The sequence below is a fragment of the Pseudomonas imrae genome (genome assembly GCF_046352735.2).
GTDB lineage: Bacteria > Pseudomonadota > Gammaproteobacteria > Pseudomonadales > Pseudomonadaceae > Aquipseudomonas > Aquipseudomonas imrae.
The window spans coordinates 3,522,847-3,547,081 of sequence record NZ_CP110853.2 but is presented as its reverse complement, the minus strand read 5'-3'; the positions used below and the strand labels follow the sequence as shown (position 1 = coordinate 3,547,081).

Sequence of the window (24,235 nt, the reverse complement as noted above, 5' to 3'; positions counted from 1 at the left end):
GAGAAAACCATGCTCAGCAAAGCCGTATTGAGTCAGGCCGAAGTCAGCAAAATGCTCACTGCCGCCCGCGACGAAGCCGAGAAAAACCATTGGTCCGTGACCATCAGCGTGGTCGACGACGGTGGCCATCCCCTGGCCCTGGAGCGTCTCGACGGTTGCGCTTCGATCGCGGCCTACATCGCCAGCGAAAAGGCGCGCAGCGCGGCCATCGGCAGGCGCGAAACCAAAGGCTACGAAGACATGGTCAATGGCGGGCGCAGTGCATTTCTGTCGGCGCCGTTGCTGACCTCGCTGGAAGGGGGCGTGCCGGTGATCGTTGACGGCCAGGTGATTGGCGCCGTGGGGGTTTCCGGGGTCAAGGCCGAGCAAGACGCGCAAGTGGCAAAGGCCGGTGTCGCCGCACTGGGCGGCGTCCAATCGTGAGGCGGCCTCCCTGTGACTCGCGCGTGCCGACTGGCGCCGCGCATGGAGCGTATTTTGGAGACTGAAAATGACTGAACGTGTGAATTGCCATCGCCTGCAAGTAGCCGCCAACCTGCAACGTTTCGTCGACGAGGAAGTGCTGCCCGGCAGCGGCATCCAGCGTGAGGCGTTCTGGGCCGGCTTCGACGCCCTGGTGCATGACCTGGCGCCACACAACCGTTCGCTGCTGGCCGAGCGGGATGCGCTGCAGGTAAAGCTGGATACTTGGCACCGCGAGCATCCCGGCCCGGTCCGCGACATGCCGGCCTACCGCGACTTCCTGGAATCCGTCGGCTACCTGTTGCCGCAACCCGACAGCGTGCGGGCCAGCACCGCCAATGTCGACAGCGAGATCACCGATCAGGCCGGTCCACAACTGGTGGTACCGGTGATGAATGCACGCTATGCACTGAACGCAGCCAACGCGCGCTGGGGCTCCTTGTACGATGCGCTGTACGGCACAGATGCCATCTGTGACGACGGTGACGCACAGAAGGGGCCGGGCTATAACCCGCGGCGTGGCGCCAAAGTCATTGCCTTCGCTCGCACCTTCCTCGATCAGGCTGCGCCGCTGTCCGATGGTTCGCATGCCGACTCGGTGGGTTACCAGGTGAGTGAAGGCCGACTTCAGGTGACCCTGGCCAACGGCAGCCGTAGCGGCCTGGCCCAGGCCGACAAGTTTGTCGGTTACCAGGGGGTGGCCAATGCGCCGACCGCCGTGTTGCTGAAAAACAATGGCCTGCATGTGGAAATCCAGATAGACGCCGCCAGCCAGGTGGGTGCCACCGATCCTGCAGGGGTCAAGGACTTGCTGGTTGAGTCTGCGCTGTCGACCATTCTTGATTGCGAAGACTCTGTCGCGGCGGTCGATGCGGCCGACAAGGTGCTGATCTATCGAAACTGGCTCGGCCTGATGAAAGGCGACCTCAGCGAAACCCTGGAAAAGGCCGGCAAACGAATCGTGCGCCGTCTCAACCCGGACCGTGAATACACCGCTGCCGACGGTGGCGAGTTGAAACTGCACGGCCGCTCGCTGCTGTTTGTACGTAACGTCGGGCATTTGATGAGTAACCCGGCGATTCTTGACAGTGAAGGCCGTGAGATCCCCGAAGGCATCCTCGACGCAGTGATGACCAGCTTGATCGCGGTGCATGACCTCAAGCGTCACGGTAACTCGCGTACCGGCAGCATTTATATCGTCAAGCCGAAGATGCACGGTCCGGCCGAAGTAGCCTTTGCCGATCAGTTGTTCAATCGCATCGAAGCGCTACTGCAGTTGCCTCGTCACACTCTGAAGATGGGCATCATGGACGAAGAGCGGCGTACCAGTATCAATCTCAAGGCCTGTATTGCCAGTGCAAGTGCACGGGTGGCCTTTATCAACACCGGTTTTCTCGATCGCACCGGTGATGAAATGCACACGGCCATGGAAGCCGGCGCCATGTTGCGCAAGGGCGACATGAAGAGCAGTGCCTGGATCCAGGCCTACGAGCGCAACAATGTGCTGGTTGGCCTGAGCTGCGGTTTGCGCGGACGGGCACAGATCGGCAAGGGCATGTGGGCCATGCCGGACCTGATGGCTGCCATGCTCGCGCAGAAGATCGCTCAACCCAGGGCCGGCGCGAACACGGCCTGGGTCCCGTCGCCGACCGCCGCCACGTTGCATGCCTTGCACTACCATCAGGTGGACGTGCAGGCGGTGCAGCGCGAGCTGGAAGCCATTGACCTGAACGGTGAGCGGGACGAACTGCTCCATGGCCTGCTCAGTGTGCCGGTGGCTGCCGAGCCGAATTGGAGCACCGGCCAGATCCAGGAAGAACTGGACAACAATTGCCAGGGCATCCTTGGCTATGTAGTGCGCTGGGTCGAGCAGGGCGTCGGTTGCTCCAAGGTGCCGGATATCCACAACGTCGGCCTGATGGAAGACCGCGCAACCCTGCGTATTTCCAGCCAGCACATCGCTAACTGGCTGCATCACAAGGTGGTCAGCGAGGCTCTGGTGCGCACCACTCTTGAACGTATGGCCAAGGTGGTCGACCAACAGAATGCGGGTGATCCCCTGTACCGACCGATGGCGCCCGATTATGCGGCCTCGATGGCGTTCCAGGCCGCCTGCGACTTGGTGTTCAAGGGCCGCGAGCAACCCTGCGGCTATACCGAGCCGCTGTTGCATGCCTGGCGGCTGCGGTTCAAGCAACAGGTCGGAGCGTAACGCCGGATAGCCGGCAACTGTGGTTCACAAAACAATAAAAAGGAACCAAAACCATGAGTCAAACACTACTGTCCATCCTCGCGTTCGTGCCGCTGGTCTTGGCGGGCGTGTTACTGATCGGCTTTCGCTGGCCAGCCAAATACGCCATGCCGGTGGTCTTCCTGCTCACGGCATTGATCGGCCTTGGTGCCTGGGATATGACGTTCAATCGGGTCTTGGCCTCTACGCTGCAGGGCCTGATTCTCACTGCGGCGATCCTGTGGATTGTGTTCGGCGCCATCTTGCTGCTCAACACGCTCAAGCATTCCGGTGGTATCAGCTCTATTCGCCGCGGCTTTGCCAATATCAGCCCCGACCGTCGGGTTCAGGCGCTGATCGTGGCCTGGCTGTTCGGCTGCTTCATCGAAGGTGCCTCGGGCTTCGGTACGCCAGCGGCGGTGGTCGCGCCGTTGATGGTTGCCCTGGGCTTCCCTGCCATGGCAGCGGTGGTGCTCGGCATGCTGGTGCAGTCCACGCCGGTCTCTTTCGGTGCGGTCGGCGCACCGATGGTCGTCGGCGTCGCGGGCGGACTCGACCAGACTGGTATCGGCGCGCAACTGGCCGCGGTCGGAAGCAGCTGGGATGTGTTCTTTCACCTGATCTTCTCGCGAGTGGCAATCGTCCATGCCCTCTGCGGGATTCTCATGCCGCTGATCATGGTCTGCATCATGACGCGCTTTTTCGGCAAGAACCAATCCTGGCGCGAAGGCCTGGTCATGGCGCCATTCGCGATCTTCACCGGGCTCGCCTTTGTCATTCCCTACGCCGCAGCCGGGGTATTCCTGGGGCCGGAATTTCCGTCGATGATCGGTGCGCTGGTGGGCCTGGGCATTGTGATCCCTGCGGCCAAGGCCGGCTTCCTGCTGCCAGGGAAAGCCTGGGATTTCGCCCCGGCCAGCGAGTGGCCGGCCGAGTGGATGGGCAAGATCGAGATGAAACTCGATGATATGGCCGGCAAGAAAGCGATTTCCGTGCCTATGGCATGGGCGCCCTATGTGTTGCTGGCGCTGTTGTTGGTGCTGTCGCGCAACATTGCGCCGCTGAAGGCCTGGCTGCTGTCGCTGAGCTTCGGTGCGAAAGACATTCTGGGCGAAGCGGGGGTCTCTGCCAGCCTGGAATTGCTCTACCTGCCGGGCGGCCTGCTTTGTGTGGTTGCGCTGATGACCTTTTTTCTGCACCGCATGCGCGCAAGCGAGTTGATGGCGGCCCTGGGCGATTCGAGCAAAACCTTGTTGGGCGCGGGCTTTGTGCTGATCTTCACCATACCGATGGTGCGTATTCTGATTAACTCCGGGGTAAATGCGTCGGACCTGGTGTCGATGCCGGTCGCCATGGCGCGTCTGGTCGCAGACAGTGTCGGCAGTGTCTACCCGATCTTTGCCCCGGCGGTGGGCGCGCTGGGTGCGTTCATTGCCGGCTCCAACACGGTGTCCAACCTGATGCTGGCGCAGTTTCAGTTCAATACTGCACAACTGCTGGGACTCTCTGGAGCGCTGATGGTGGCGTTGCAATCGGTGGGAGCGGCGGCCGGTAACATGATCGCCATTCACAACGTGGTGGCGGCATCGGCGACGGTCGGTTTGCTGGGGCGCGAAGGCATCACCCTGCGCAAGACCCTGCTGCCAACCCTGTACTACATCACCCTGGCCGGTATCATCGGCATGATTGGCTTTTATGTCCTGGGTATCAGCGATCCGCTGCAAGTGAAACCCTGATGTAGCCTGCCGGCAGCCCGTCTACAGGCGGGCTGCCCGCGTACTCAGCGACGATTGAGCCACACCGTCTGAGCATTACAGAATTCCCGTACACCAAAGTGTGACAACTCTCGGCCAAAACCACTTTTCTTCACGCCCCCAAACGCTACCCGAGGATCAGAAACGCTGTAGGCGTTGATAAAGATCCCGCCGGTTTCCAGTTGGTCAGCGATGTTGTATGCCTTTTCCAGGTCGACGGTAAATACGCTGGCCGTCAGCCCGAATTCGCTGCCGTTGGCCAAGTCCACGGCGTGGTCGGCGTCACGGGCGGTGATGATGGAGGCCACCGGGCCGAACAGTTCCTGTTTGAACGAAGTCATCTGGTGGGTGACGTCAGCCAGTACGGTGGGGGCGTAATAGTTGCCCGGGCCTTCGACTTTGTGACCGCCCAGCAGCAGGCTGGCGCCTTCTTCGAGGGTGGCCTGGACTTGCCCGTGCAGTTCGTTGCGCAGGTCCAAGCGTGCCATTGGGCCGACGTAGGTATCGACCGATGTCGGGTCGCCCATCACCAGTTGGCGGCTGGCTTCGACGAATCGGGCTGTGAAATCCTGCACCACGCCTTCTTCAATAATCAGGCGCTTGGCGGCGGCGCAGACTTGGCCGCAGTTCTGGAAGCGGCCGATGACTGCGGCTTGTACAGCTTCGTCGAGATTGGCGTCGTTGAGCACGATAAACGGATCGGAGCCACCGAGCTCCAGGACACATTTTTTCAGCGCTGCGCCGGCCTGGGAGCCGATAGCGATACCTGCGCGCACGCTACCGGTGAGGGTGACGGCAGCGATACGCGGGTCGGCGATGGCTTTGGACACGCCGTCCTGTGTGACGTTGATCACCTCGAACAGGCCGTCGACAAAGCCCGCGCGCTGTACGGCTTGTTTAATCAGGTAAGCGCTGCCCATTACGTTGGGTGCGTGTTTAAGTACGTAGGTGTTGCCACTGAGCAGGGTCGGTACGGCGCCACGCAGCACCTGCCAGACCGGGAAATTCCATGGCATGACGGCAAGGATCGGGCCCAGCGGGCGGTATTCGATATGGGCCTGGCCGTTATCCACCAGAGTCGGCTCCGGGGCGAGCATGGCCGGGCCGTGAGTGGCGTACCACTCGCACAGTTGGGCGCATTTCTCGATCTCCCCACGGGCTTGGGTGATGGGTTTGCCCATTTCCAGAGTAATCATCTGCGCCATCACGTGTGCCTGGTCGCGCAGGGTGGTGGCCAGTGCCCGCATCAACTCGGCGCGTTTGTCCACCGACGTACGGCGCCAGGTGCCGAATGCATGGGTGGCGCGGGTGAGGGCGGCGTCCAATTGCGATTCGGTTTCATACGGGTAGCTGCCGACTGTTTCGCCGGTGGCGGGGTTGATCGACAACGCGTGGCTCTGGTGGGAAATAGTTTGCATGGCACCGTCCGACTGAATGAATGGAATGGCATCAGCGTACGGGGCTGTATGTTTTCTAGAAACTGAATAATATTAAGCAATACATTCACAATTGGAGAATGACTTGGATCTGGTGCAGCTGGAAATTTTCAAGGCCGTTGCCGAGCAGGGCAGCATCAGCGCCGCCGCACAGTTGATTCATCGCGTGCCGTCGAACTTGACCACCCGAATCAAGCAACTGGAGCAGGATCTGGGCGTTGAGTTGTTTATCCGTGAGAAAAGCCGCCTGCGCCTGTCACCCGCCGGATGGAATTTTCTTGGCTATGCACGGCGTATTCTCGACCTGGTGCAAGAGGCTCGGGCGACGGTGGCAGGGGATGAACCCCAGGGGCCATTTGCCCTGGGTTCGCTGGAGAGCACCGCCGCAGTACGTATCCCGGCGTTGCTCGCGGCCTATAACCAGAAACACGCCAAGGTCGAATTGGACCTGAGCACCGGCCCCTCGGGGACGATGATTGAAGGGGTATTGTCAGGCCGGCTGGTGGCGGCGTTTGTCGATGGACCGGTATTGCATCCGATCCTGGAGGGCGTGGCGGTGTTTGAAGAGGAAATGGTCGTGATTGCGCCGCTGCATCACCCACCGATCACGCGGGGGCGGGATGTAAGCGGGGAGAGCATCTATACATTTCGCTCCAACTGCTCGTACCGGCATCACTTTGAGCGCTGGTTCTCCCAGGACGCAGCCGTGCCCGGCAAGATCTACGAAATGGAGTCGTACCACGGCATGCTCGCGTGCGTCAGCGCCGGGGCAGGCCTGGCGCTCATACCGCGCAGCATGTTGGAAAGCATGCCGGGGTTTACCACGGTGAGTGTGTGGCCACTGACGGACGCGTTCCGGGTTTTGCATACCTGGCTGATCTGGCGTCGGGGGACGGTGTCGCAGAGCCTGAACAGCTTTGTACGGCTTCTGGAGGAGCAGGGGCTTTGTAGGCGCGAGCGTGTGCCTATCCACCAAACTGCAGGGTGCTCATTGCCAGTCTAGCCATCAGCGCGGTTGCGCCCAATTGCACCAGCCACAGCGCCAACCCGCCGAGGAATACGCCGAGTGCTACTTGCACTACCAGGTTTTTCTGGCGCTTGGCTTGTGGTGTGCGGGGGCTGAAGTGCTCCAGTTCGTCGCGGTCGGCACGCAGGTTCAGGTCGTCGTTTCTCATGGGAATCTCATCGCAAGGGGCGGTTGTATCATCAGTCTAGGGGCTGTGTGCTGGAAGCAGGGAGTTTTCTGCAGGCACTAAAAAGGGGAAGCCAGTGGCCTCCCCTTTATGACATCACCAGCAGGTTTACAGGACCTGGACGATGGCCTTGGTCACCGCACCAATGTTCGCCTGGTTCAACGCTGCTACGCAGATACGGCCGGTGTCCAGCGCGTAGATACCGAACTCGGTACGCAGGCGGGTAACTTGTTCAACTGTCAGGCCAGAGTAGGAGAACATCCCGTTCTGTTGACCGACGAAGCTGAAGTCGTGGTCGGGAGCGGCCTTGGCCAGGTCAGCGACCATTTGCTCGCGCATACCGCGAATGCGCAGGCGCATTTCGGCCAGTTCCGCTTCCCATTGGGCGCGCAGTTCCGGGCTGTTGAGCACTGCAGCCACAATCGCCGCGCCGTGGGTCGGTGGGTTGGAGTAGTTGGTGCGGATCACGCGCTTGACCTGGGACAGGATGCGCGCGCTTTCTTCTTTGGACTCGCTGACGATGGACAGCGCACCTACGCGTTCGCCATACAACGAAAACGACTTGGAAAACGAGCTGGACACAAAGAAGGTCAGGCCCGACTCGGCGAACAGGCGCACAGCGGCGGCGTCTTCGTCGATGCCGGCGCCGAAGCCTTGGTAGGCCATGTCGAGGAACGGCACGTGGTTCTTCGCCTTGACCACTGCCAGTACGTCTTTCCAGTCCGCCGGGCTCAGGTCGACGCCGGTCGGGTTGTGGCAGCAGGCGTGGAGCACAACAATGGACTGCGGCGGCAGGGCGTTGAGGTCTTCGAGCAGGCCAGCGCGGTTTACATCGTGAGTAGCGGCGTCGTAGTAGCGGTAGTTCTGCACCGGAAAACCGGCGGTTTCAAACAGCGCGCGGTGGTTTTCCCAGCTTGGGTCGCTGATGGCCACGACGGCGTCGGGCAGCAGCTGCTTGAGGAAGTCAGCACCGATTTTCAGCGCCCCGGTGCCGCCCACTGCTTGGGCGGTGATAACGCGACCGGCAGTGAGCAGCGGCGAATCGTTGCCGAACAACAGCTTCTGTACGGCCTGGTCGTAGGCGGCGATACCGTCGATCGGTAGGTAGCCACGGGCGGCGTGTTGCGCCACGCGAATGGCTTCCGCTTCGGCAACGGCACGCAAGAGTGGAATCTTCCCCTCCTCATTGCAGTAAACGCCCACGCCAAGGTTGACCTTGGTGGTTCGGGTATCGGCGTTGAATGCTTCGTTGAGGCCCAGGATAGGATCGCGTGGTGCCATTTCGACAGCGGAGAACAGGCTCATTTTTGCGGCGGCTCTGAGTGGGGAAAGGAGGGTCGTGTCGCGCTCCAGCCGAATGCACTAGAGCGATGCACAAACGGGGAGCTAGTATAGAGGCCATCACTGCTCGCTGCGACAGCCGAAACGGCTTTTTGGCCAAGTTTTTTGGTTTATTTCTCGACCGTTAGTCTTATTGCAACATCAATGATGGCTGGCGTGCGGGACGATTGCCTTGAAACCACGCATGTTCGCCTCCACTTCTACAGCTATCATGGTTTTTTCCTGCAACGAGCGCTCCTTGAGCCTTCGTCGCATGTTGTCTTTTCCGTCCCTGCCGGCTGCATCGTGCCGGGGTGGCTTCAGAGGTACGTTATGTCGCAATTCCAGCTCGTCACCCGCTTCGAGCCCGCCGGCGATCAACCGGAAGCCATTCGCCTGATGGTCGAAGGTATCGAAGCCGGCCTGGCCCACCAGACCTTGCTTGGAGTGACCGGTTCGGGCAAGACATTCAGCATTGCCAACGTTATCGCCCAGGTCCAGCGCCCGACGCTGGTGCTGGCACCGAACAAGACCCTGGCTGCGCAGCTGTACGGTGAGTTCAAGGCGTTCTTCCCGAACAACGCGGTGGAGTACTTCGTTTCCTACTACGACTACTACCAGCCGGAAGCCTATGTTCCGTCTTCCGATACCTTTATCGAGAAAGACGCCTCGATCAACGACCATATCGAACAGATGCGCTTGTCGGCGACCAAAGCCCTGCTCGAACGCAAGGACGCGATCATCGTTACCACCGTGTCGTGCATCTACGGCCTGGGCAGCCCGGAAACCTATCTGAAAATGGTGTTGCACGTCGATCGGGGCGACAAGCTCGACCAGCGCGCCTTGCTGCGCCGCCTGGCGGATTTGCAATACACCCGCAACGACATGGACTTTGCGCGGGCGACGTTCCGTGTGCGTGGCGATGTGATCGACATTTACCCGGCGGAATCGGACCTGGAAGCGATCCGCATCGAACTGTTCGATGATGAGGTCGAAAGCCTGTCTGCCTTCGATCCGCTGACCGGCGAAGTGATCCGCAAACTGCCGCGCTTCACCTTCTACCCCAAAAGCCACTATGTAACCCCGCGTGAAACGCTGTTGGATGCCATGGAAGGGATCAAGGCCGAGCTGGCCGAGCGCCTGGAATATCTGCGCTCCAACAACAAGCTGGTGGAGGCCCAGCGGCTGGAGCAGCGCACCCGGTTTGACCTGGAGATGATTCTGGAATTGGGTTACTGCAACGGCATCGAAAACTATTCGCGCTACCTGTCCGGCCGCGAGTCCGGTGCGCCACCCCCTACGCTCTATGATTACCTGCCGGCGGATGCGTTGCTGGTGATCGATGAGTCCCATGTCAGCGTGCCGCAGGTCGGCGCCATGTATAAGGGCGACCGCTCGCGCAAGGAAACCCTGGTGGAATACGGTTTCCGCCTGCCTTCAGCCCTGGACAACCGGCCGATGCGTTTCGACGAATGGGAAAGCATCAGCCCGCAGACGATCTTTGTCTCGGCCACTCCTGGCAACTATGAGGCTGAACATGCGGGCCGGGTGATTGAACAGTTGGTGCGGCCTACTGGCCTGGTCGACCCGCAGATCGAAATCCGCCCTGCCTTGACCCAGGTCGACGACCTGCTTTCGGAAATCACCAAGCGTGTGGCACTGGAAGAGCGAGTCCTGGTGACTACGCTGACCAAGCGTATGTCCGAGGACTTGACCGACTACTTGGCCGACCACGGTGTACGGGTGCGCTATTTGCACTCGGATATCGACACTGTGGAGCGGGTAGAGATCATCCGCGATCTGCGCCTGGGTACATTCGATGTGCTGGTGGGCATCAACCTGCTGCGCGAAGGCCTGGATATGCCGGAAGTGTCCTTGGTGGCGATTCTGGATGCCGACAAGGAAGGCTTCCTGCGTTCCGAGCGCTCACTGATCCAGACCATTGGCCGCGCCGCGCGTAACCTCAATGGTCGGGCGATCCTGTATGCGGACCGGATCACCGGTTCCATGGAGCGGGCCATTGGCGAAACCGAGCGCCGTCGCGATAAGCAGATTGCATTCAACCTGGCCAATGGCATCACGCCCAAGGGTGTGTTCAAGGACGTCGCGGACATTATGGAAGGCGCCACCGTGCCGGGTTCGCGCAGCAAGAAGCGCAAGGGCATGGCCAAGGCCGCCGAAGAAAGCGCCAAGTACGAAAACGAACTGCGCTCGCCTAGTGAAATCACCAAGCGTATCCGTCAGTTGGAAGAGAAGATGTACCAGTTGGCGCGAGACCTGGAGTTTGAAGCGGCGGCGCAGATGCGCGATGAGATTGGCAAGTTGCGCGAGCGGTTGCTGGCCGTTTGATTTGCAGCTCCTGCGGCGCGGCCTTGCTCGCGAAGGCCACGCCGCAGGTCCAGCAGAATCAGCCACGCTGGAGCCCAACCACTCGGGGCTGTTACCATTCGCCCCTTGCTTCAATTTTCAGCTTCATTGCCCATTCGAGACCCGCCATGACCACCGTCCGCACGCGCATCGCGCCATCGCCCACTGGGGATCCCCACGTCGGCACTGCCTACATCGCCTTGTTCAACTACTGCTTTGCCAAGCAGCATGGCGGTGAATTCATCCTGCGGATCGAAGACACTGACCAACTGCGCTCGACCCGCGAGTCCGAGCAGCAGATTTTCGATGCCCTGCGCTGGCTGGGTATCACCTGGGCCGAAGGCCCGGATGTCGGCGGCCCTCACGGCCCGTACCGGCAGAGTGAGCGCAGCGAGATCTACAAAAAGTACACCCAGCAACTGGTCGATATGGGCCATGCCTTCCCGTGCTTCTGCACCGCCGAAGAGCTGGACCAGATGCGTGCCGAACAACAGGCCCGGGGTGAAACCCCGCGCTACGATGGTCGTGCGCTGTTGTTGTCCAAGGAAGAAGTTGCCCAGCGGCTGGCAGCTGGCGAACCTCACGTCATCCGCATGAAAGTGCCGAGCGAAGGCGTGTGTGTGGTGCCGGACATGCTGCGCGGCGATGTCGAGATCCCGTGGGATCGCATGGACATGCAAGTGCTGATGAAGACCGACGGCTTGCCGACCTACTTCCTGGCCAACGTGGTCGATGACCACCTGATGGGCATCACCCACGTGCTGCGCGGCGAAGAGTGGCTGCCATCGGCGCCGAAACTGATCCTGTTGTACGAGTATTTCGGCTGGGAGCAGCCGCAGTTGTGCTACATGCCGCTGCTGCGTAACCCGGACAAGAGCAAGCTGTCCAAGCGCAAGAATCCGACCTCGGTGACGTTCTACGAGCGCATGGGCTTTATGCCTGAAGCGATGCTCAATTACCTGGGCCGCATGGGTTGGTCGATGCCCGATGAACGCGAGAAATTCTCGCTGCAGGAAATGGTCGACAACTTCGACCTGTCCCGTGTTTCCCTCGGTGGGCCGATCTTTGACATCGAGAAGCTGTCCTGGCTCAACGGCCAGTGGCTGCGTGACCTGCCGGTGCAAGAGTTTGCCAGCCGCGTGCAGCAGTGGGCGTTGAACCCTGAATACATGATGAAGATTGCTCCGCTGGTGCAGGGCAGGGTGGAAACGTTCAGCCAGGTCGCACCGTTGGCCAGTTTCTTCTTCGCTGGCGGCGTGAGCCCGGATGCCAAGCTGTTCGAGTCCAAGAAGCTTTCGGGCGACCAGGTTCGCCAGTTGATGCAGTTGATCCTGTGGAAGCTGGAAAGCCTGCGCCAGTGGGAGAAAGATGCGATCACCGCGACGATCCAGGCCGTCGTCGAATCCCTGGAACTGAAGCTGCGCGACGCCATGCCGCTGATGTTTGCCGCCATTACCGGGCAAGCCAGTTCGGTCTCGGTACTGGATGCGATGGAAATCCTGGGTCCGGACCTGACGCGTTTCCGCCTTCGCCAAGCCCTTGATTTGCTTGGCGGTGTGTCGAAGAAAGAAAACAAGGAATGGGAAAAGCTGCTGGGCGCCATCGCTTAAGCTGCCTGTTGTAACGACGAAACCCAGGTTTTCCGGGGTTTCGTCGGTAAGTGATTGTTATCCCGGCAAAAAACTTTGGAAAATGTTGAAAATAAATTTGACACGTTTCCAAACCGCCATTAAGATTCGCCCCGTCCTCACCGACGAGGGGCTATAGCTCAGCTGGGAGAGCGCTTGCATGGCATGCAAGAGGTCAACGGTTCGATCCCGTTTAGCTCCACCAATTTATAGGTTCAAGGTCTGGCCACACCGTCCTTGAATCGATCAAGACTGACTCAGAAACAGCTTGATCGTGTTGTACAGAAGGTTTTGTCCCCTTCGTCTAGTGGCCTAGGACACCGCCCTTTCACGGCGGTAACAGGGGTTCGAGTCCCCTAGGGGACGCCAGTTTCAACAAGCAGTTCGCAAGGTCTGCTGCGCCGCGAGGCGAAAAATCCGGGGCTATAGCTCAGCTGGGAGAGCGCTTGCATGGCATGCAAGAGGTCAACGGTTCGATCCCGTTTAGCTCCACCAATTTACACGTTCAAGGTCTGGCCACACCGGCCTTGAACTGATCAGGTCAAGTTTCAAGGTCAGCCTGATCACGGTGTACAGAAGGTTTGTGTCCCCTTCGTCTAGTGGCCTAGGACACCGCCCTTTCACGGCGGTAACAGGGGTTCGAGTCCCCTAGGGGACGCCACGATTACCCGCTCTGCGGGATTTTTAAGGGTCATTCAATTATTGAATGGCCCTTTTGTTTGTCTAGCGTTTGGGTTTTCTCCCTCCTTCTCCATAAAGTCTCTTCTGACCAACGGTCGAATTCACCGCTTGCTAAAAAGTATTATGAGTATAATATTTTATTCGTAATATTTGGAGGCCGTCATGAGTGATAAAAAAGCACAAACCCGCGAACGCATTTTGCAGGCTGCCAGCGCTGCGTTGATACAACGCGGCCCGGCCGAGCCGAGTGTGGGTGAGGTCATGGGTGCGGCGGGGCTGACAGTTGGCGGCTTCTATGCGCACTTTGAAAGCAAGGACGCCTTGATGCTGGAGGTCTTCGCGCAATTGCTGGCAGGGCGCCGAGCGGCTATTGATGATATGGATGCAAGCCTTACCGGCGAGGAGCGTCGTGCTCTGGTGGCGGCATTCTATCTCTCACGCAAACACCGGGACTCCACCGAGCAAGCCTGTCCGATGCCGGCAACGGTAGGCGAGATAGGGCGCTTGCCGGACGGTTTTCGCGAAGTGTTGAACGAACACATCCAGTTGATGGCCGCCCAGCTGGCTTCCAGCCCGGAAGAAACCGACAAGGCGCTGGCAGATATGGCGCTGATGATTGGTGGTTTGTTCCTGGCTCGCGGCCTGGGGCCGGGAGAATTGTCGGATCGCGTATTGCGCGCCTCCAAGTCGGCAGTGCGCTGAGAAAGGCTTGCGAGCCTGGGGAGTGAATGATGGGCACGTTAAAGTGGATTCGTGGCGTCAACGGCACCTTGGGCAGGCTGGCGCCGCAAACCATCGCAAGCAAGATGCGTCGGGTGTTCATGACGCCCCGGGATTTACCGCCGCGTGATTGGGAGTTGCCGTTGCTGGCGCAATCAGAGCGCATCACATTGCGCTTCGGCCTGTCCGCCCTGCGTTGGGGGCAAGGTCCGGCTGTATTGATGATGCACGGATGGGAAGGGCGTCCGACGCAATTTGCCAGCCTGATCAACGCGTTGGTGGCAGCTGGCTACTCGGTGATCGCCCTCGATGGCCCGGCCCATGGCCGCTCGCCGGGTCGCGAAGCTCACGTATTGCTGTTCGCCAGGGCGATGCTGGAGGCTGCTGCCGAGTTACCGCCGCTGCACGCTGTAGTCGGTCACTCCATGGGTGGTGCGAGTGCGATGCTGGCCGTGCAGTTGGGGCTGCGGACCAACGCATTGGTGAGTATTGCCGCGCCGTCGCGGTTTCTCGATGTGTTGCGTGGCTTTGCCGGCATGGTCGGCCTGCCGGCTCGGGCGCGCTCGGCGTTTATCCAGGAGGTTGAACACGCCTTCGGCATGCCGCTAAGGCACTTGGATGTTGCACATTATCAACTGAACCTGCCGGGCTTGATCGTGCATGCCGACGACGATGATTTTGTGTCGGTCAGGGCCTCGCAAGCGATTCACGAGGCCTGGTTCGACAGCCGTCTGTTGCGTCTGGAGCAAGGCGGGCATCAAAAAGTACTGGCTGATCCACGGGTGATCGAAGGTGTACTGGCGTTAGTTGCTGGTTGCCATCAGCCTGAGCGTCAGACCGCTTGAGTTGACCGATGAGTTACACTGCTCGCCGCCGACACTAATCGACCGGGAGCAAGGCATGGGCTGGGACTTGGCAACGCCGTTTATCATTGATCTGCAGGTCGGGCCTGAGGATATAGACGGCCTGGGTCACGCCAATAACGCGGTGTATGTGGCTTGGCTGGAGCGTTGTGCCTGGCGCCACTCCCAGCGCCTGGGGTTGGATCTTACCGAGTACCGGCGCCTTGACCGAGCCATGGCCGTAGTGCGCCATGAAATCGATTACCTGGCAGCTGGCTATGAAGGCGATGAACTGCAGCTGGCAACCTGGATTGTCGACTGGGATCAGCGCCTGAAAATGACCCGGCATTTCCAACTGATGCGGCCCAGCGACGGCAGCACCTTGTTGCGCGCGCAAACCACCTTTGTGTGTATCGAAATGTCCAGCGGGAAACCCAAGCGCATGCCGGCGGAGTTCATCGACGGCTATGGCATGGCGTTGTACACCGGACACATGGATTAACCGTTGCTCTGGGAAATCAGTAAACTGCGCTGCGTTTCTTCGTTGCCATGTTTTTCGTTGAGTGTTTCCCATGCAAATTGCTTTGGCGCCCATGGAGGGGTTGGTCGACAACATCCTGCGGGACGTGCTGACTCGTGTCGGCGGTATCGATTGGTGTGTGACCGAGTTCATCCGGGTCAACGACCGTCTGCTGACGCCGGCCTATTTTCACAAGCTCGCGCCGGAACTGCTGCACGGTGCACAAACCGCTGCCGGCGTACCATTGCGTGTGCAGCTACTCGGTTCCGATCCGGTGTGCCTGGCGGAAAACGCAGCGTTGGCCTGTGAGCTGGGCTCGGAAGTTATCGACCTGAACTTCGGTTGCCCGGCCAAGACGGTGAACAAGTCCCGAGGTGGCGCGGTGCTGCTCAAGGAGCCGGAGTTGCTCAACCAGATCGTCGAACATGTGCGTCGGGCGGTGCCTGCACATATTCCGGTGACCGCCAAGATGCGCCTGGGCTTCGATAGTCCGGACGGTGCGCTAGTGTGCGCCACGGCTCTGGCCGAGGGCGGCGCGGCTCACATCGTTGTGCATGCGCGGACCAAGACCGATGGCTACAAACCGCCTGCCCACTGGGAGTGGATCCCGAGGGTGCAGGACGTGGTCAAGGTGCCGGTATTCGCCAATGGCGATATATGGAGCGTCGAGGATTGGCGGCGCTGTCGGGAAATAAGTGGCGTGGAAGACATCATGCTCGGCCGTGGCCTTGTCGCATGTCCTGACCTGGCTCGGCAAATTGCTGCGGCGCATGCGGGTGAAGACGTGGTGCCAATGAGCTGGATGGAGATGCAACCGATGCTCCAGGAGTTTTGGCGGCAATCGGTGGCGCAATTGACTGAGCGTCAGGCGCCGGGTCGTTTGAAGCAGTGGTTGGCCATGCTGACGCGCAATTACCCTCAGGCGGTGGAGTTGTTTACGGCGTTGCGCCGCGAAACCGACCTGCAGCAAGTCAGTCGTTTGTTGGGAATGGAACACCCCGAAATGATGTGAATTTTTTCGCAACGATCTCTTGAAATGCAATCAGCGGTCCTTATCTAGGGAGTACACGATGCCGGATTCGGGTCGTGGAGATAAAGAACCTTGCTGAGATTTCAGGAGATTTGAACCATGAGTACTGCATTTTCCCTGGCACCACTGTTCCGCTCTTCCGTGGGTTTCGACCGTTTCAACGACTTGTTCGAAACCGCCTTGCGCAATGAGCCCGGCAGTAGCTATCCGCCCTATAACGTCGAGAAACATGGTGACGATCAATACCGCATTGTGATCGCGGCCGCCGGTTTCCAGGAAGACGATCTTGAGCTGCAGGTAGAGAAGGGCGTATTGACCATCAGTGGTGGCAAGCGCGATTCCAAGGCCCAGAGCGTGACTTACTTGCACCAAGGCATTGCCCAGCGCGCTTTCAAACTGTCGTTCCGCTTGGCAGACCACATTGAAATCAAGGCTGCAGACCTGAGCAATGGCCTGCTGAGTATCGACCTGTTGCGGGTGGTACCAGAAGAGGCCAAGGCCAAGCGTATCCCGATCAACGGAGCGCAGAAGCCGGCATTGCAACATTGAGTTTATTTTTATAGCTGCCTTATGAAATTAAGAAGGGCGCCTCTGGCGCCTTTTTTTTGTTCAGCGATTTTTAGTCTGAGTATTTGAATGCCTGGGCTCTCGCACGGGCAAATAGCATGAACGGCATAGCGCGGTTTAAAAAAATAGTGTCATCTCCTTTCTCTTTTGACAGTGTTTTAGCTGATGTGACTATTTTTTATATAGTGCCATCGCTGGGATGGCGGCTTTATCAAGAAGTCTATAGGGAAAAGTCCGAATATTTATGTGGATGTCCTTGTGTGTGCAGCGATTTCAGGAACTCAAACGTTTTTCTCTCCACGAAAGTATGGGCTGTGAGGCAGCTATTGTGTTCCAGTCCATACATAGCAGTCGCCACTCTGGCTGTTTAAATGCACTAGAGCTTCGCTGAGAAGAGAGGAATGAAAAATGCCAATGCATTTCCATTAATCCAATGACGTTCAACTCTGAGTTCAATATGAATCAACTGCTTCTCCGACAGGTGATGGGGCGGAGAAGCATACTGCGGAAGAAATAATAATGTCCTCCATGAATATTAGTAATGTCCAGAATGTTGTGTGTGATTGTTCAGTAGCAAGGTCGAGCTTTCCAGATGTATTGGATAAAAGCGCTCCATTACATAGTAAAGGAATAAATTTTTCGTCCAGTAGTACTGCGGCGAATGAAAGCGTTGTGCAGTTGCAGGCAGGTCTAGGTGACGTGGGAGCAGCTTTTCAAAAGATTGCTTCCATGTTTACCTCTTTGTTTGATCGCCTTTTAACAATGTTTTCAAATAAAGTTGATGGCGGTGGGGGTGATCTCGATATTGAATCTTCACCCGTCTTGCCCAAGGTGACTCCGGAAGTAATCCCGCCAACGCAAGACACCACTTCTGCCCCGCTTCCCGACTTGTCGAGTAAGCGTAATGGTGCGAAGGCTGACAATATATGGAGCGGCTTTCGCCAGGGGCCCGATGGTAATTGCGTGACGGTCTCGGCGATCAAGGCCGCGATGCACAAATTCGGGCAAAGCCCTACCGATATTTATAAACAAGTAAAGAAGTTGAGTGATGGTTATAGCGTGACCATGCGCGATGGCTTTGAGTTGACGTTGACCAGCCGAGAGTTGGCAGCAGGGGTGCGTGGTGCGAGGTTTTTCGGTAATGACAAAGGCATGCTCAAGGACGCTCAATTCATGTTCGCTGTCAGTGCCAAGCGTGCGTACCTGGAGAATAACGATGGTCGAGCCGCTAGAAGCTTTGATGCGGCGGTGCGAAGTCTCAATGACGGTGAGGATGAACGTGGTGCGGGCGAGGGTTTCAAGCGCCTTGGCTTGAAAGAGTATATGCGCAGTGTTCCTGTAAGTGCATTGGCTCGCGGGCAGATAGGCATGGTTAATCGAACTGGACATTCAGTGGCTGTTATCGAAGGCCGGGAAGAATTGTGGGGTCGTCAGGGCGGCAGGCCAACTCATGGACAAGCGGTGGCTTTGGTTGGATGAGTATGAGTTCAAGTGTGCGCCTATAAAAGCAAGATCATGAGTATGGATGGAAGTTGAGTCATTGTAGTACTTTCCTGCGCAGGGTTTGGTTTCGTTGTATTTATTCTGGAGTTTATGATGAGTATCTCTATGCTTGTAAGTTATAGTGCTGGTAATTGCGTACAGTACAAGGATCGGCAAAATGATCCTGCCCCACAAACAGGCTCGCGGCATAGTGAGGCAGGTTTGGCTATTGATTACTCTGCGGCGACGCGGGGGGCGAGCGAGATGCCACGGTCATTTCGGTTAGCGCCTTCAGTCATGCGTGTCACTTCAAGTTTTACGCAGACTTTAAACACAGGTGCGACTGAAAACCCGTGGCCTCAGAGTTTTTCTTCAAAGAAGAGCGGTAATAAACCTCGTGACATACTGAATGCCTTTACGGCCACTCAACGCAATTTTGGTGAGTCCTTTGACAACAGTACACATGCGGCTGTTATCAAACTGATGATGATGACCTTTGGCCAAAGTCCACACGATATGTTTCGTGAGGTGAAAGCGTCAGGCAATGGCTACGAAGTGACGATGAAGGATGAATATAAAGTTCAAGTATCCCACGCCGAGCTAAAGCAAGTGGCACAAGCCTCACGGTTCGGCGGCAGTGACAGTTCCGCTATAAAGGATGCAAACTTTGCTCTTGCCGCCTATGTGAAGCGTAAACAGCAGATACAAGGCCTCGGCAGTTTTGAAAGTGCTTTGGCAGCGACCCTCAAAGGGGACACAGTCAAAAGATGCCTGGAAGGCATGGGCGTGATAGGGGCGGCGCGCTATGTTTCGTCAAGCAATATGACGGGGAAGGGGGCTATGGGTGTCATGGGGACCCATACCTTTGGTGGGGCCTTGGTCATGGAGGGCATTAAGCATGAATACAATCAGCGTCAGCCGGTCAATAACAGCTATGGATACATGCTCTTCAATGATGAGTCGGTTGTTGAGCCTCCCAGCACCGTTGATAAAGGTAATCTGAAACTGTCCAGCAAGCCGGTGGGCGTCAAGCCCGATAATCTGTTCAGTGGGTTCTATCAAGGTGTGCAGGGCAACTGCGTCACCGTGTCGGCGATCAAGGCGGCGATGATGAGGTTTGGGCAAAATCCCGAAGGTATCTATCGGCAAGTCAGCAAGACAGCCAGCGGCTATGAAGTCGTCATGAGAGATTCCTTTAAGCTGACCGTGACTGACGAAGAGTTGAAAAAGGCCAAGGCGGGCTCACATTTTTTTGGCAGCGATCCGGGGCTGCTGGCGGATGCAAACTTTATGTACGCCGTGAGTGCAAAGCGTGCGCAGATAGAAAATAACGACTTTCGCGCCAACCGCAGTTTTGAATTGGCCATGGAAACACTCAACGATGGAGAATATCCAGGCGAGGCTTTCGACAGGCTTGGGTTGTTTGCATATGTGCGCAACAGCAGTGCGAAAGAGCTGGCCAGCGGCGCCATTGGCACTGTGGCCAATGGGGAGCACTCCATGGCAGTCATTGATGGGGCATTGGACAGGTACGGAGTGAAGGAGCGCCTGTTGCCTTCGAACTGGAGTAACGGGTACACCACAGCGCTGAAGTTAGTCTGATGGCTGGGCACTTTCGCTGATGGATAGGCGACGTTTCCTTGCGCCTTACCTCAGTAGTTGCCTGAACCCGTCCATGGGAAGCGGGAGGCTGTGCAGATAGCCTTGATACAGGTGGCAACCCAGCCCTTGCAGGAATGCCAGTTGCTCTGGGTTTTCCACGCCCTCGGCAATCACCTCCAGATTCAGGCTGTGAGCCATGGCTACGATGGCGCGGATGATCTCTGCATCATTGGGATCATGTGTGGCCTCCCTCACGAAGGACTGATCGATCTTCAAGGCATCCACTGGCAGGCGTTTAAGGTACGTCAGTGACGAGTAACCTGTACCGAAATCGTCCATGGCAAAACTGACACCGAGTTTTTTCAGGCGATGCATTTTGCCGATGGTGTCATCAAGGTTCTGAATCACGATGCCTTCGGTGATCTCCAGTTTCAACAGGCTCAATGGTAATCGGTGCTGCATCAGGCTGCGTTCCACGCGCTCGACAAAATCGTTCTGGCGAAACTGTCGAGGGCTGATGTTGACGCACAGGCTGAAATTCAAAGGGTCTATCAGTCCCTCGGCAATCAACTGGGCAAAAGCGCCGCAAGCCTCATCGAGGATCCAGGCCCCCACTTCCACGACCAAACCGCTGTCTTCCAGCACTTTGATGAATTCACTGGGAGACTGCGCACCCAGTTGCGGATGTTGCCAGCGCACCAGTGCTTCGGCGCCCACGATGCGATTGCCTCGTGCATCTACCTGTGGTTGATAGTGCACGCTGAATTCGCCGCGCGACAGCGCCAGGCGCAGATCGGTTTCCATGCGCAACCGCTCGCTGGCCGTGTGTTGCATGCTGTTGTGAAACATTTGGGTGGCGTTGCGACCCGAGTCCTTGGCCCGATACAAGGCAATATCTGCACGCTTGAGCAGGTCTGCCGGTGTAGAGCCGTGATCGGGAATCAACGCAATGCCAATGCTGGGGGTGACCTGCAAGCGCTGTCCGTCAAGGAACATCGGCTCGGACAACAAGTCACGCAGGGTGTCGGCCAGTGCCTGGACCTGAGCACCGACGGCCACCAGCGAACCCTCCAGGCCGCTGAGCAGCACCACGAACTCATCGCCGCCCAGGCGTGCAACCGTGTCCTCGATGCGCACGCTGGCCTCCAGGCGCGCGGTGACAATTTTCAGCACGGTATCGCCCACCGGATGGCCGAGTGAATCATTGATGTGCTTGAAGTGGTCGAGGTCGAGAAACAGCAGCGCGCCCCGCAAATCGTGATGCTTGAGCAGGTGGATCTGCTGGCTCAGGCGGTCCATCAGCAAGGCGCGATTGGGCAGGTTGGTCAGTGGGTCGTGGTAGGCCAGGTGACGGATTTGCGCCTGGGCATTTTTCAGCAGGCTGACGTCACGTGCGGTCAGCAGTAGGCAAGGGGTTTCATCGAGGGTAATAGGCTCCACCGATACATCCACCGCCAGCGAGGCTCCCTGCTTGTTGCGCCAGAGCATTTCCAGGTGACGGACCCGGCCTTTGGCCTGCAATTCGGCCAGCAGCGCAGCGCGCTGGTTTTCGTCGGCCCAGATGCCGATCTGGTAGAGCGTCAGGCCTATGGCTTCTTCGGCCTGATAACCGGTCAATCGACAGAAGCCATCATTGACCTCCAGATAACGGCCGGTATCGCGCTCGGTGATCGACACAGCGTCGGGGCTGGAATGAAACGCCTTGGCGAACTTCTCTTCGCTGGCTTTGAGCGCGGCTTCGGAGCGCTGTTGTTGGGTGATGTCGCGAAGAGTGGTGACGATACACGGCTGCTCACCCACTTTGATCAAGCGACTGGCAATCACACACGTCAGGCTGCGGCCATCTTTGTGGCGGACGCTGAGCGAAAAATTGTTCACCACCTGTTCCCGGGTCACTTGTTCGGCGCGTTGCCGGTGCTGGGCGGACTCATCCCACAGGCCGGTTTGCTCGGCGCTGTGGCCGATGATTTGGGCGGCAGTCCAGCCGAATGTCTGGGTGAAACTCGGATTGATCTCGATGAACTGACCGGTCGCAAGGCTGGTTACGCAAATCGGGTCGGGACTGGCGAGGAACAGGCTGGCGAATTTTTCTTCAGAGGCGCTCAGGCGCTGTTCACGCTCTACCTGGTCGGTGATGTCCAGCAACGTGCCGGCCATGCGCAACGGTGTACCGTTGGCATCCCGATAGAGCCGCGCGCGGCTTTCCAGGTAGCGCGAGCTGCCGTCCTCCAACGGCACGCGGTAAGTCAATTGATAATTGCCGGCCGGGCCTTCGCGCAGCGTGCGGTAGGCATCGCGCATGTTCGCGCGTTCTTCATCAGGCATGCCTTCGAAAAAAGCCTCGAAAGACTCATGAAACGGCGTTGGCGCCAGGCCGTGCAGCTGCGCCGCTCGCGCCGAGCCATACAGCATGCCGCTGGGGATGTGCCAGTCCCAGGTACCCATTTGTGCTGAGTCGAGGGCCAGGTCCAGGCGCTCCTGGCTGTCCTTGAGAGCTTGTTCGGCGTTTTTGCGTTCGGTGGTGTCCAGAAATGTGCTGATCAGGTAGTCCTCGCCATCCAGCTCGACTTTCTGGGCGCTCAGGGTGCCGTCAAGCACCCGTGCGTCGCTGGCGCGAAACTGCACCTCCATGGTAATAGGCTCGCCCTTGCGCTGTGTGGCCTTGACCAGTTGCAAGCGCTGCTGCGGATGCACCCACAGGCCCAGATCCAGCGTGGTGCGGCCAATGGCATCGGCTACAGGCCAGCCGAACAGACTTTCAAAATATTGGTTGGCCTCGGTGATCAGGCCGTCTTGCTGGCGGGTAAACAGGACCATGTTCGGTGACAGGTGAAACAGCGTCGCAAAGCGTTTCTCCGAATGAGCGAGTGCTTGTTCGCGTTCGCGCTGATGAGTGATCTCACGTATCACCCCGATCATACGGCGTCGGCCGCTCGGGTCCGGGAGGAGGCTGCCATTGATTTCCAGCCAGTGCAGGCTGCCGTCGGGCCATTTAATGCGGTGATGCATGGCGTGCTCGAAGGGCTCCCCGGCCAATACCGCATGAAACGCCCGGACTGCCCGATCCCGGTCTTCGGCGGGTAGTAGGTCGAGGTAGGCCAGGTCCATGGGCAGCGGCTGTCGAGGGTCAAAACCGAACAACGCCTGAGTGCCCCGTGACCAACTGATCTGTCCGCTATCGATGTCCCAACTCCAGGCGCCAAGCCGTGCGGCATTCAGCGCCGCCAACAGTTGCGGGGCGTTTTCCCAGCTTTGCTCCGCCTGCTGCGGGTCCAGGGTGTGAATGTGCGGCAATGGTGGCTTGGGGTCGACGGGGTTTGGCATTATCAAGGCGCCTTGGCTCAATGGGCGTTCGGCGTGGGGTCAGGGTCTACGGGGTGCAAGGCTTCATACCGACACCCCTGTCGGATCGACCTGTGCATCCAGTAGGCTCATGAAGGCCCGCGCAGCGTTCGACAGCGTCCTTTCGGTGTGCACGATATAGCCTAGCTGGCGGCTGAGCTGTATGCCCGGCAAAGCGATGCTCGCCACCTGATCATCCAGCATGGTGCGCGGCAGCACGCTCCAGGCCAGGCCAATGGAAACCATCATCTTGATGGTCTCCAGATAGTTGGTGCTCATGGCGATGTTCGGTGCCAGACCCTGGGCCTCGAACAACCGATGCACAATATGGTGGGTAAAGGTGTTTCCTCCGGGAAATACCGCCGGATGCCGGGCGATGTCCGCCAGGCTGATACTACCGTTATTGATCAGACTGTGTTCAGGCGCGACGACAAAGTCCAGCGGGTCATCCCAGACTGCCGTGGCCCTTACCAGTGAATGAGGCTCCGGAGCCAGGGTAATGACGGCGACTTCTGCGCGGCCATGAAGAATTTCTTCGTAGGCAACTTCTGAATCTAGAAACTGAATATCCAGCGCAACGTTCGGGTATTCCCGAGTGAACGTGCGCAACACCGGAGGCAGGCGATGCAGGCCGATGTGATGGCTGGTGGCCAAGGTCAAGCGCCCGCTGACTTCCCCTGTCAGGTTGGTCAGGGCGCGCCGGGTGTCATCCAGCACGTTGAGGATCTGATAGGCGCGAGGCAGCAGGGCGCGTCCGGCCTCCGTCAGGCCCACCTCGCGACCCAGCCGGTCAAACAATCGGACCTTCAATTGCTGCTCCAAACCCGCAATGCGTTTGCTGATAGCAGGCTGAGTCAGATGCAGCCGCTCCCCTGCACCGGAGAAGCTGCCGGTTTCGGCGATGGCAATAAATGCGTTGAGGTTGGCCAGATCCATGCGTGTATTCCAGTTGGTTATCCAAAGCATAAAAAATATGAATTTGAGTTATTTAATGTAACGCCATAGCATCAGCCTCACAAGCCAAAGGGTTATTGAACTGTTCAACGCCCAGGGCATAGA

18 protein-coding genes and 4 tRNA genes are annotated in these 24,235 nt (G+C 58.4%); 17 read left to right on the top strand and 5 right to left on the bottom strand.

What is annotated here, in order from left to right:
* Positions 1-9 precede the first annotated feature (9 nt).
* The 3 genes from OQ460_RS15865 (at position 10) to OQ460_RS15855 (ending at position 4,428) form a co-directional block, all read left to right on the top strand.
* The gene (locus tag OQ460_RS15865; protein ID WP_410018369.1) at positions 10-423 is read left to right on the top strand and encodes a heme-binding protein; all 414 of its coding nucleotides are present in this window, start codon (positions 10-12) and stop codon (positions 421-423) included.
* A gap of 67 nt (positions 424-490) precedes the next feature.
* The gene (locus tag OQ460_RS15860; protein ID WP_410018368.1) at positions 491-2,674 is read left to right on the top strand and encodes a malate synthase G; all 2,184 of its coding nucleotides are present in this window, start codon (positions 491-493) and stop codon (positions 2,672-2,674) included.
* A gap of 53 nt (positions 2,675-2,727) precedes the next feature.
* Positions 2,728-4,428 carry an L-lactate permease gene (locus tag OQ460_RS15855; protein WP_410018367.1) on the top strand — a complete coding sequence of 567 codons (1,701 nt, stop codon included), beginning with the start codon at positions 2,728-2,730 and terminating at the stop codon, positions 4,426-4,428.
* Positions 4,429-4,472: 44 nt separating this feature from the next.
* Here the strand turns inward: OQ460_RS15855 and OQ460_RS15850 are convergent, their stop codons facing one another.
* Positions 4,473-5,864, bottom strand: a complete 1,392-nt coding sequence (locus OQ460_RS15850) for an aldehyde dehydrogenase family protein (RefSeq protein WP_410018366.1) — start codon at positions 5,862-5,864, stop codon at positions 4,473-4,475.
* Positions 5,865-5,967: 103 nt separating this feature from the next.
* Between OQ460_RS15850 and ptrR the strand changes: the two genes are divergently transcribed.
* Entirely contained in the window at positions 5,968-6,885 is a 918-nt protein-coding gene (gene ptrR, locus OQ460_RS15845; RefSeq protein WP_410018365.1) for a putrescine utilization regulator PtrR, read from the top strand.
* Here ptrR and OQ460_RS15840 read toward each other — a convergent pair.
* Both OQ460_RS15840 and OQ460_RS15835 read right to left on the bottom strand, forming a co-directional pair.
* Positions 6,848-7,057, bottom strand: a complete 210-nt coding sequence (locus tag OQ460_RS15840) for a hypothetical protein (protein WP_410018364.1) — start codon at positions 7,055-7,057, stop codon at positions 6,848-6,850. The genes ptrR and OQ460_RS15840 overlap by 38 nt on opposite strands.
* A 126-nt stretch (positions 7,058-7,183) precedes the next feature.
* Positions 7,184-8,380, bottom strand: a complete 1,197-nt coding sequence (locus OQ460_RS15835; RefSeq protein ID WP_410018363.1) for an amino acid aminotransferase — start codon at positions 8,378-8,380, stop codon at positions 7,184-7,186.
* A 348-nt stretch (positions 8,381-8,728) separates the two neighbouring features.
* On the opposite strand from OQ460_RS15835, the gene uvrB reads away from it, so the two are divergent.
* From uvrB to OQ460_RS15770, 13 genes are all read left to right on the top strand, one after another.
* Positions 8,729-10,744 (top strand): excinuclease ABC subunit UvrB, encoded by a 2,016-nt coding sequence (gene uvrB, locus OQ460_RS15830; protein WP_410018362.1) that lies wholly within the window; start codon positions 8,729-8,731, stop codon positions 10,742-10,744.
* Between the two features lie 146 nt (positions 10,745-10,890).
* Positions 10,891-12,372: a glutamate--tRNA ligase gene (gltX, locus tag OQ460_RS15825; protein ID WP_410018361.1), complete on the top strand. Its 1,482-nt coding sequence runs from the start codon at positions 10,891-10,893 to the stop codon at positions 12,370-12,372.
* Between the two features lie 147 nt (positions 12,373-12,519).
* Positions 12,520-12,595 (top strand) — tRNA-Ala (locus OQ460_RS15820).
* A gap of 88 nt (positions 12,596-12,683) precedes the next feature.
* Positions 12,684-12,759, top strand: a tRNA-Glu gene (locus OQ460_RS15815).
* Positions 12,760-12,809: 50 nt separating this feature from the next.
* Positions 12,810-12,885, top strand: a tRNA-Ala gene (locus OQ460_RS15810).
* A gap of 90 nt (positions 12,886-12,975) precedes the next feature.
* A tRNA-Glu gene (locus tag OQ460_RS15805) sits at positions 12,976-13,051 on the top strand.
* A 182-nt stretch (positions 13,052-13,233) separates the two neighbouring features.
* Positions 13,234-13,773 (top strand): TetR/AcrR family transcriptional regulator, encoded by a 540-nt coding sequence (locus tag OQ460_RS15800; protein ID WP_410018360.1) that lies wholly within the window; start codon positions 13,234-13,236, stop codon positions 13,771-13,773.
* Positions 13,774-13,802: 29 nt separating this feature from the next.
* Positions 13,803-14,636: an alpha/beta hydrolase gene (locus OQ460_RS15795; protein ID WP_410022026.1), complete on the top strand. Its 834-nt coding sequence runs from the start codon at positions 13,803-13,805 to the stop codon at positions 14,634-14,636.
* 55 nt (positions 14,637-14,691) lie between these two features.
* Positions 14,692-15,135 (top strand): acyl-CoA thioesterase, encoded by a 444-nt coding sequence (locus OQ460_RS15790; RefSeq protein ID WP_410018359.1) that lies wholly within the window; start codon positions 14,692-14,694, stop codon positions 15,133-15,135.
* Positions 15,136-15,205: 70 nt separating this feature from the next.
* Complete coding sequence (locus OQ460_RS15785) at positions 15,206-16,165, top strand: tRNA dihydrouridine synthase (protein WP_410018358.1); 960 nt, start codon at positions 15,206-15,208, stop codon at positions 16,163-16,165.
* 117 nt (positions 16,166-16,282) lie between these two features.
* The gene (locus OQ460_RS15780) at positions 16,283-16,732 is read left to right on the top strand and encodes an Hsp20 family protein (protein WP_410018357.1); all 450 of its coding nucleotides are present in this window, start codon (positions 16,283-16,285) and stop codon (positions 16,730-16,732) included.
* Between the two features lie 537 nt (positions 16,733-17,269).
* Positions 17,270-18,229, top strand: a complete 960-nt coding sequence (locus OQ460_RS15775; protein ID WP_410018356.1) for a hypothetical protein — start codon at positions 17,270-17,272, stop codon at positions 18,227-18,229.
* 300 nt (positions 18,230-18,529) lie between these two features.
* A complete protein-coding gene (locus OQ460_RS15770; protein ID WP_410018355.1) occupies positions 18,530-19,834 on the top strand; it encodes a hypothetical protein in 1,305 nt (434 codons plus the stop codon).
* A 45-nt stretch (positions 19,835-19,879) separates the two neighbouring features.
* Here the strand turns inward: OQ460_RS15770 and OQ460_RS15765 are convergent, their stop codons facing one another.
* Both OQ460_RS15765 and OQ460_RS15760 read right to left on the bottom strand, forming a co-directional pair.
* A complete protein-coding gene (locus OQ460_RS15765) occupies positions 19,880-23,158 on the bottom strand; it encodes a PAS domain S-box protein (protein ID WP_410018354.1) in 3,279 nt (1,092 codons plus the stop codon).
* 63 nt (positions 23,159-23,221) lie between these two features.
* Positions 23,222-24,112: a LysR family transcriptional regulator gene (locus tag OQ460_RS15760; protein WP_410018353.1), complete on the bottom strand. Its 891-nt coding sequence runs from the start codon at positions 24,110-24,112 to the stop codon at positions 23,222-23,224.
* Positions 24,113-24,235 lie beyond the last annotated feature (123 nt).

Bases quoted from the DNA above. Each gene is read 5' to 3' on its own strand.
- OQ460_RS15865 (WP_410018369.1), top strand. From the start codon at position 10: ATGCTCAGCAAAGCCGTATTGAGTCAGGCCGAAGTCAGCAAAATGCTC.
- OQ460_RS15860 (WP_410018368.1), top strand. From the start codon at position 491: ATGACTGAACGTGTGAATTGCCATCGCCTGCAAGTAGCCGCCAACCTG.
- OQ460_RS15855 (WP_410018367.1), top strand. From the start codon at position 2,728: ATGAGTCAAACACTACTGTCCATCCTCGCGTTCGTGCCGCTGGTCTTG.
- OQ460_RS15850 (WP_410018366.1), bottom strand. From the start codon at position 5,864: ATGCAAACTATTTCCCACCAGAGCCACGCGTTGTCGATCAACCCCGCC.
- OQ460_RS15840 (WP_410018364.1), bottom strand. From the start codon at position 7,057: ATGAGAAACGACGACCTGAACCTGCGTGCCGACCGCGACGAACTGGAG.
- OQ460_RS15835 (WP_410018363.1), bottom strand. From the start codon at position 8,380: ATGAGCCTGTTCTCCGCTGTCGAAATGGCACCACGCGATCCTATCCTG.
- uvrB (WP_410018362.1), top strand. From the start codon at position 8,729: ATGTCGCAATTCCAGCTCGTCACCCGCTTCGAGCCCGCCGGCGATCAA.
- gltX (WP_410018361.1), top strand. From the start codon at position 10,891: ATGACCACCGTCCGCACGCGCATCGCGCCATCGCCCACTGGGGATCCC.
- OQ460_RS15800 (WP_410018360.1), top strand. From the start codon at position 13,234: ATGAGTGATAAAAAAGCACAAACCCGCGAACGCATTTTGCAGGCTGCC.
- OQ460_RS15795 (WP_410022026.1), top strand. From the start codon at position 13,803: ATGGGCACGTTAAAGTGGATTCGTGGCGTCAACGGCACCTTGGGCAGG.
- OQ460_RS15790 (WP_410018359.1), top strand. From the start codon at position 14,692: ATGGGCTGGGACTTGGCAACGCCGTTTATCATTGATCTGCAGGTCGGG.
- OQ460_RS15785 (WP_410018358.1), top strand. From the start codon at position 15,206: ATGCAAATTGCTTTGGCGCCCATGGAGGGGTTGGTCGACAACATCCTG.
- OQ460_RS15780 (WP_410018357.1), top strand. From the start codon at position 16,283: ATGAGTACTGCATTTTCCCTGGCACCACTGTTCCGCTCTTCCGTGGGT.
- OQ460_RS15775 (WP_410018356.1), top strand. From the start codon at position 17,270: ATGTCCTCCATGAATATTAGTAATGTCCAGAATGTTGTGTGTGATTGT.
- OQ460_RS15770 (WP_410018355.1), top strand. From the start codon at position 18,530: ATGCGTGTCACTTCAAGTTTTACGCAGACTTTAAACACAGGTGCGACT.
- OQ460_RS15765 (WP_410018354.1), bottom strand. From the start codon at position 23,158: ATGCCAAACCCCGTCGACCCCAAGCCACCATTGCCGCACATTCACACC.
- OQ460_RS15760 (WP_410018353.1), bottom strand. From the start codon at position 24,112: ATGGATCTGGCCAACCTCAACGCATTTATTGCCATCGCCGAAACCGGC.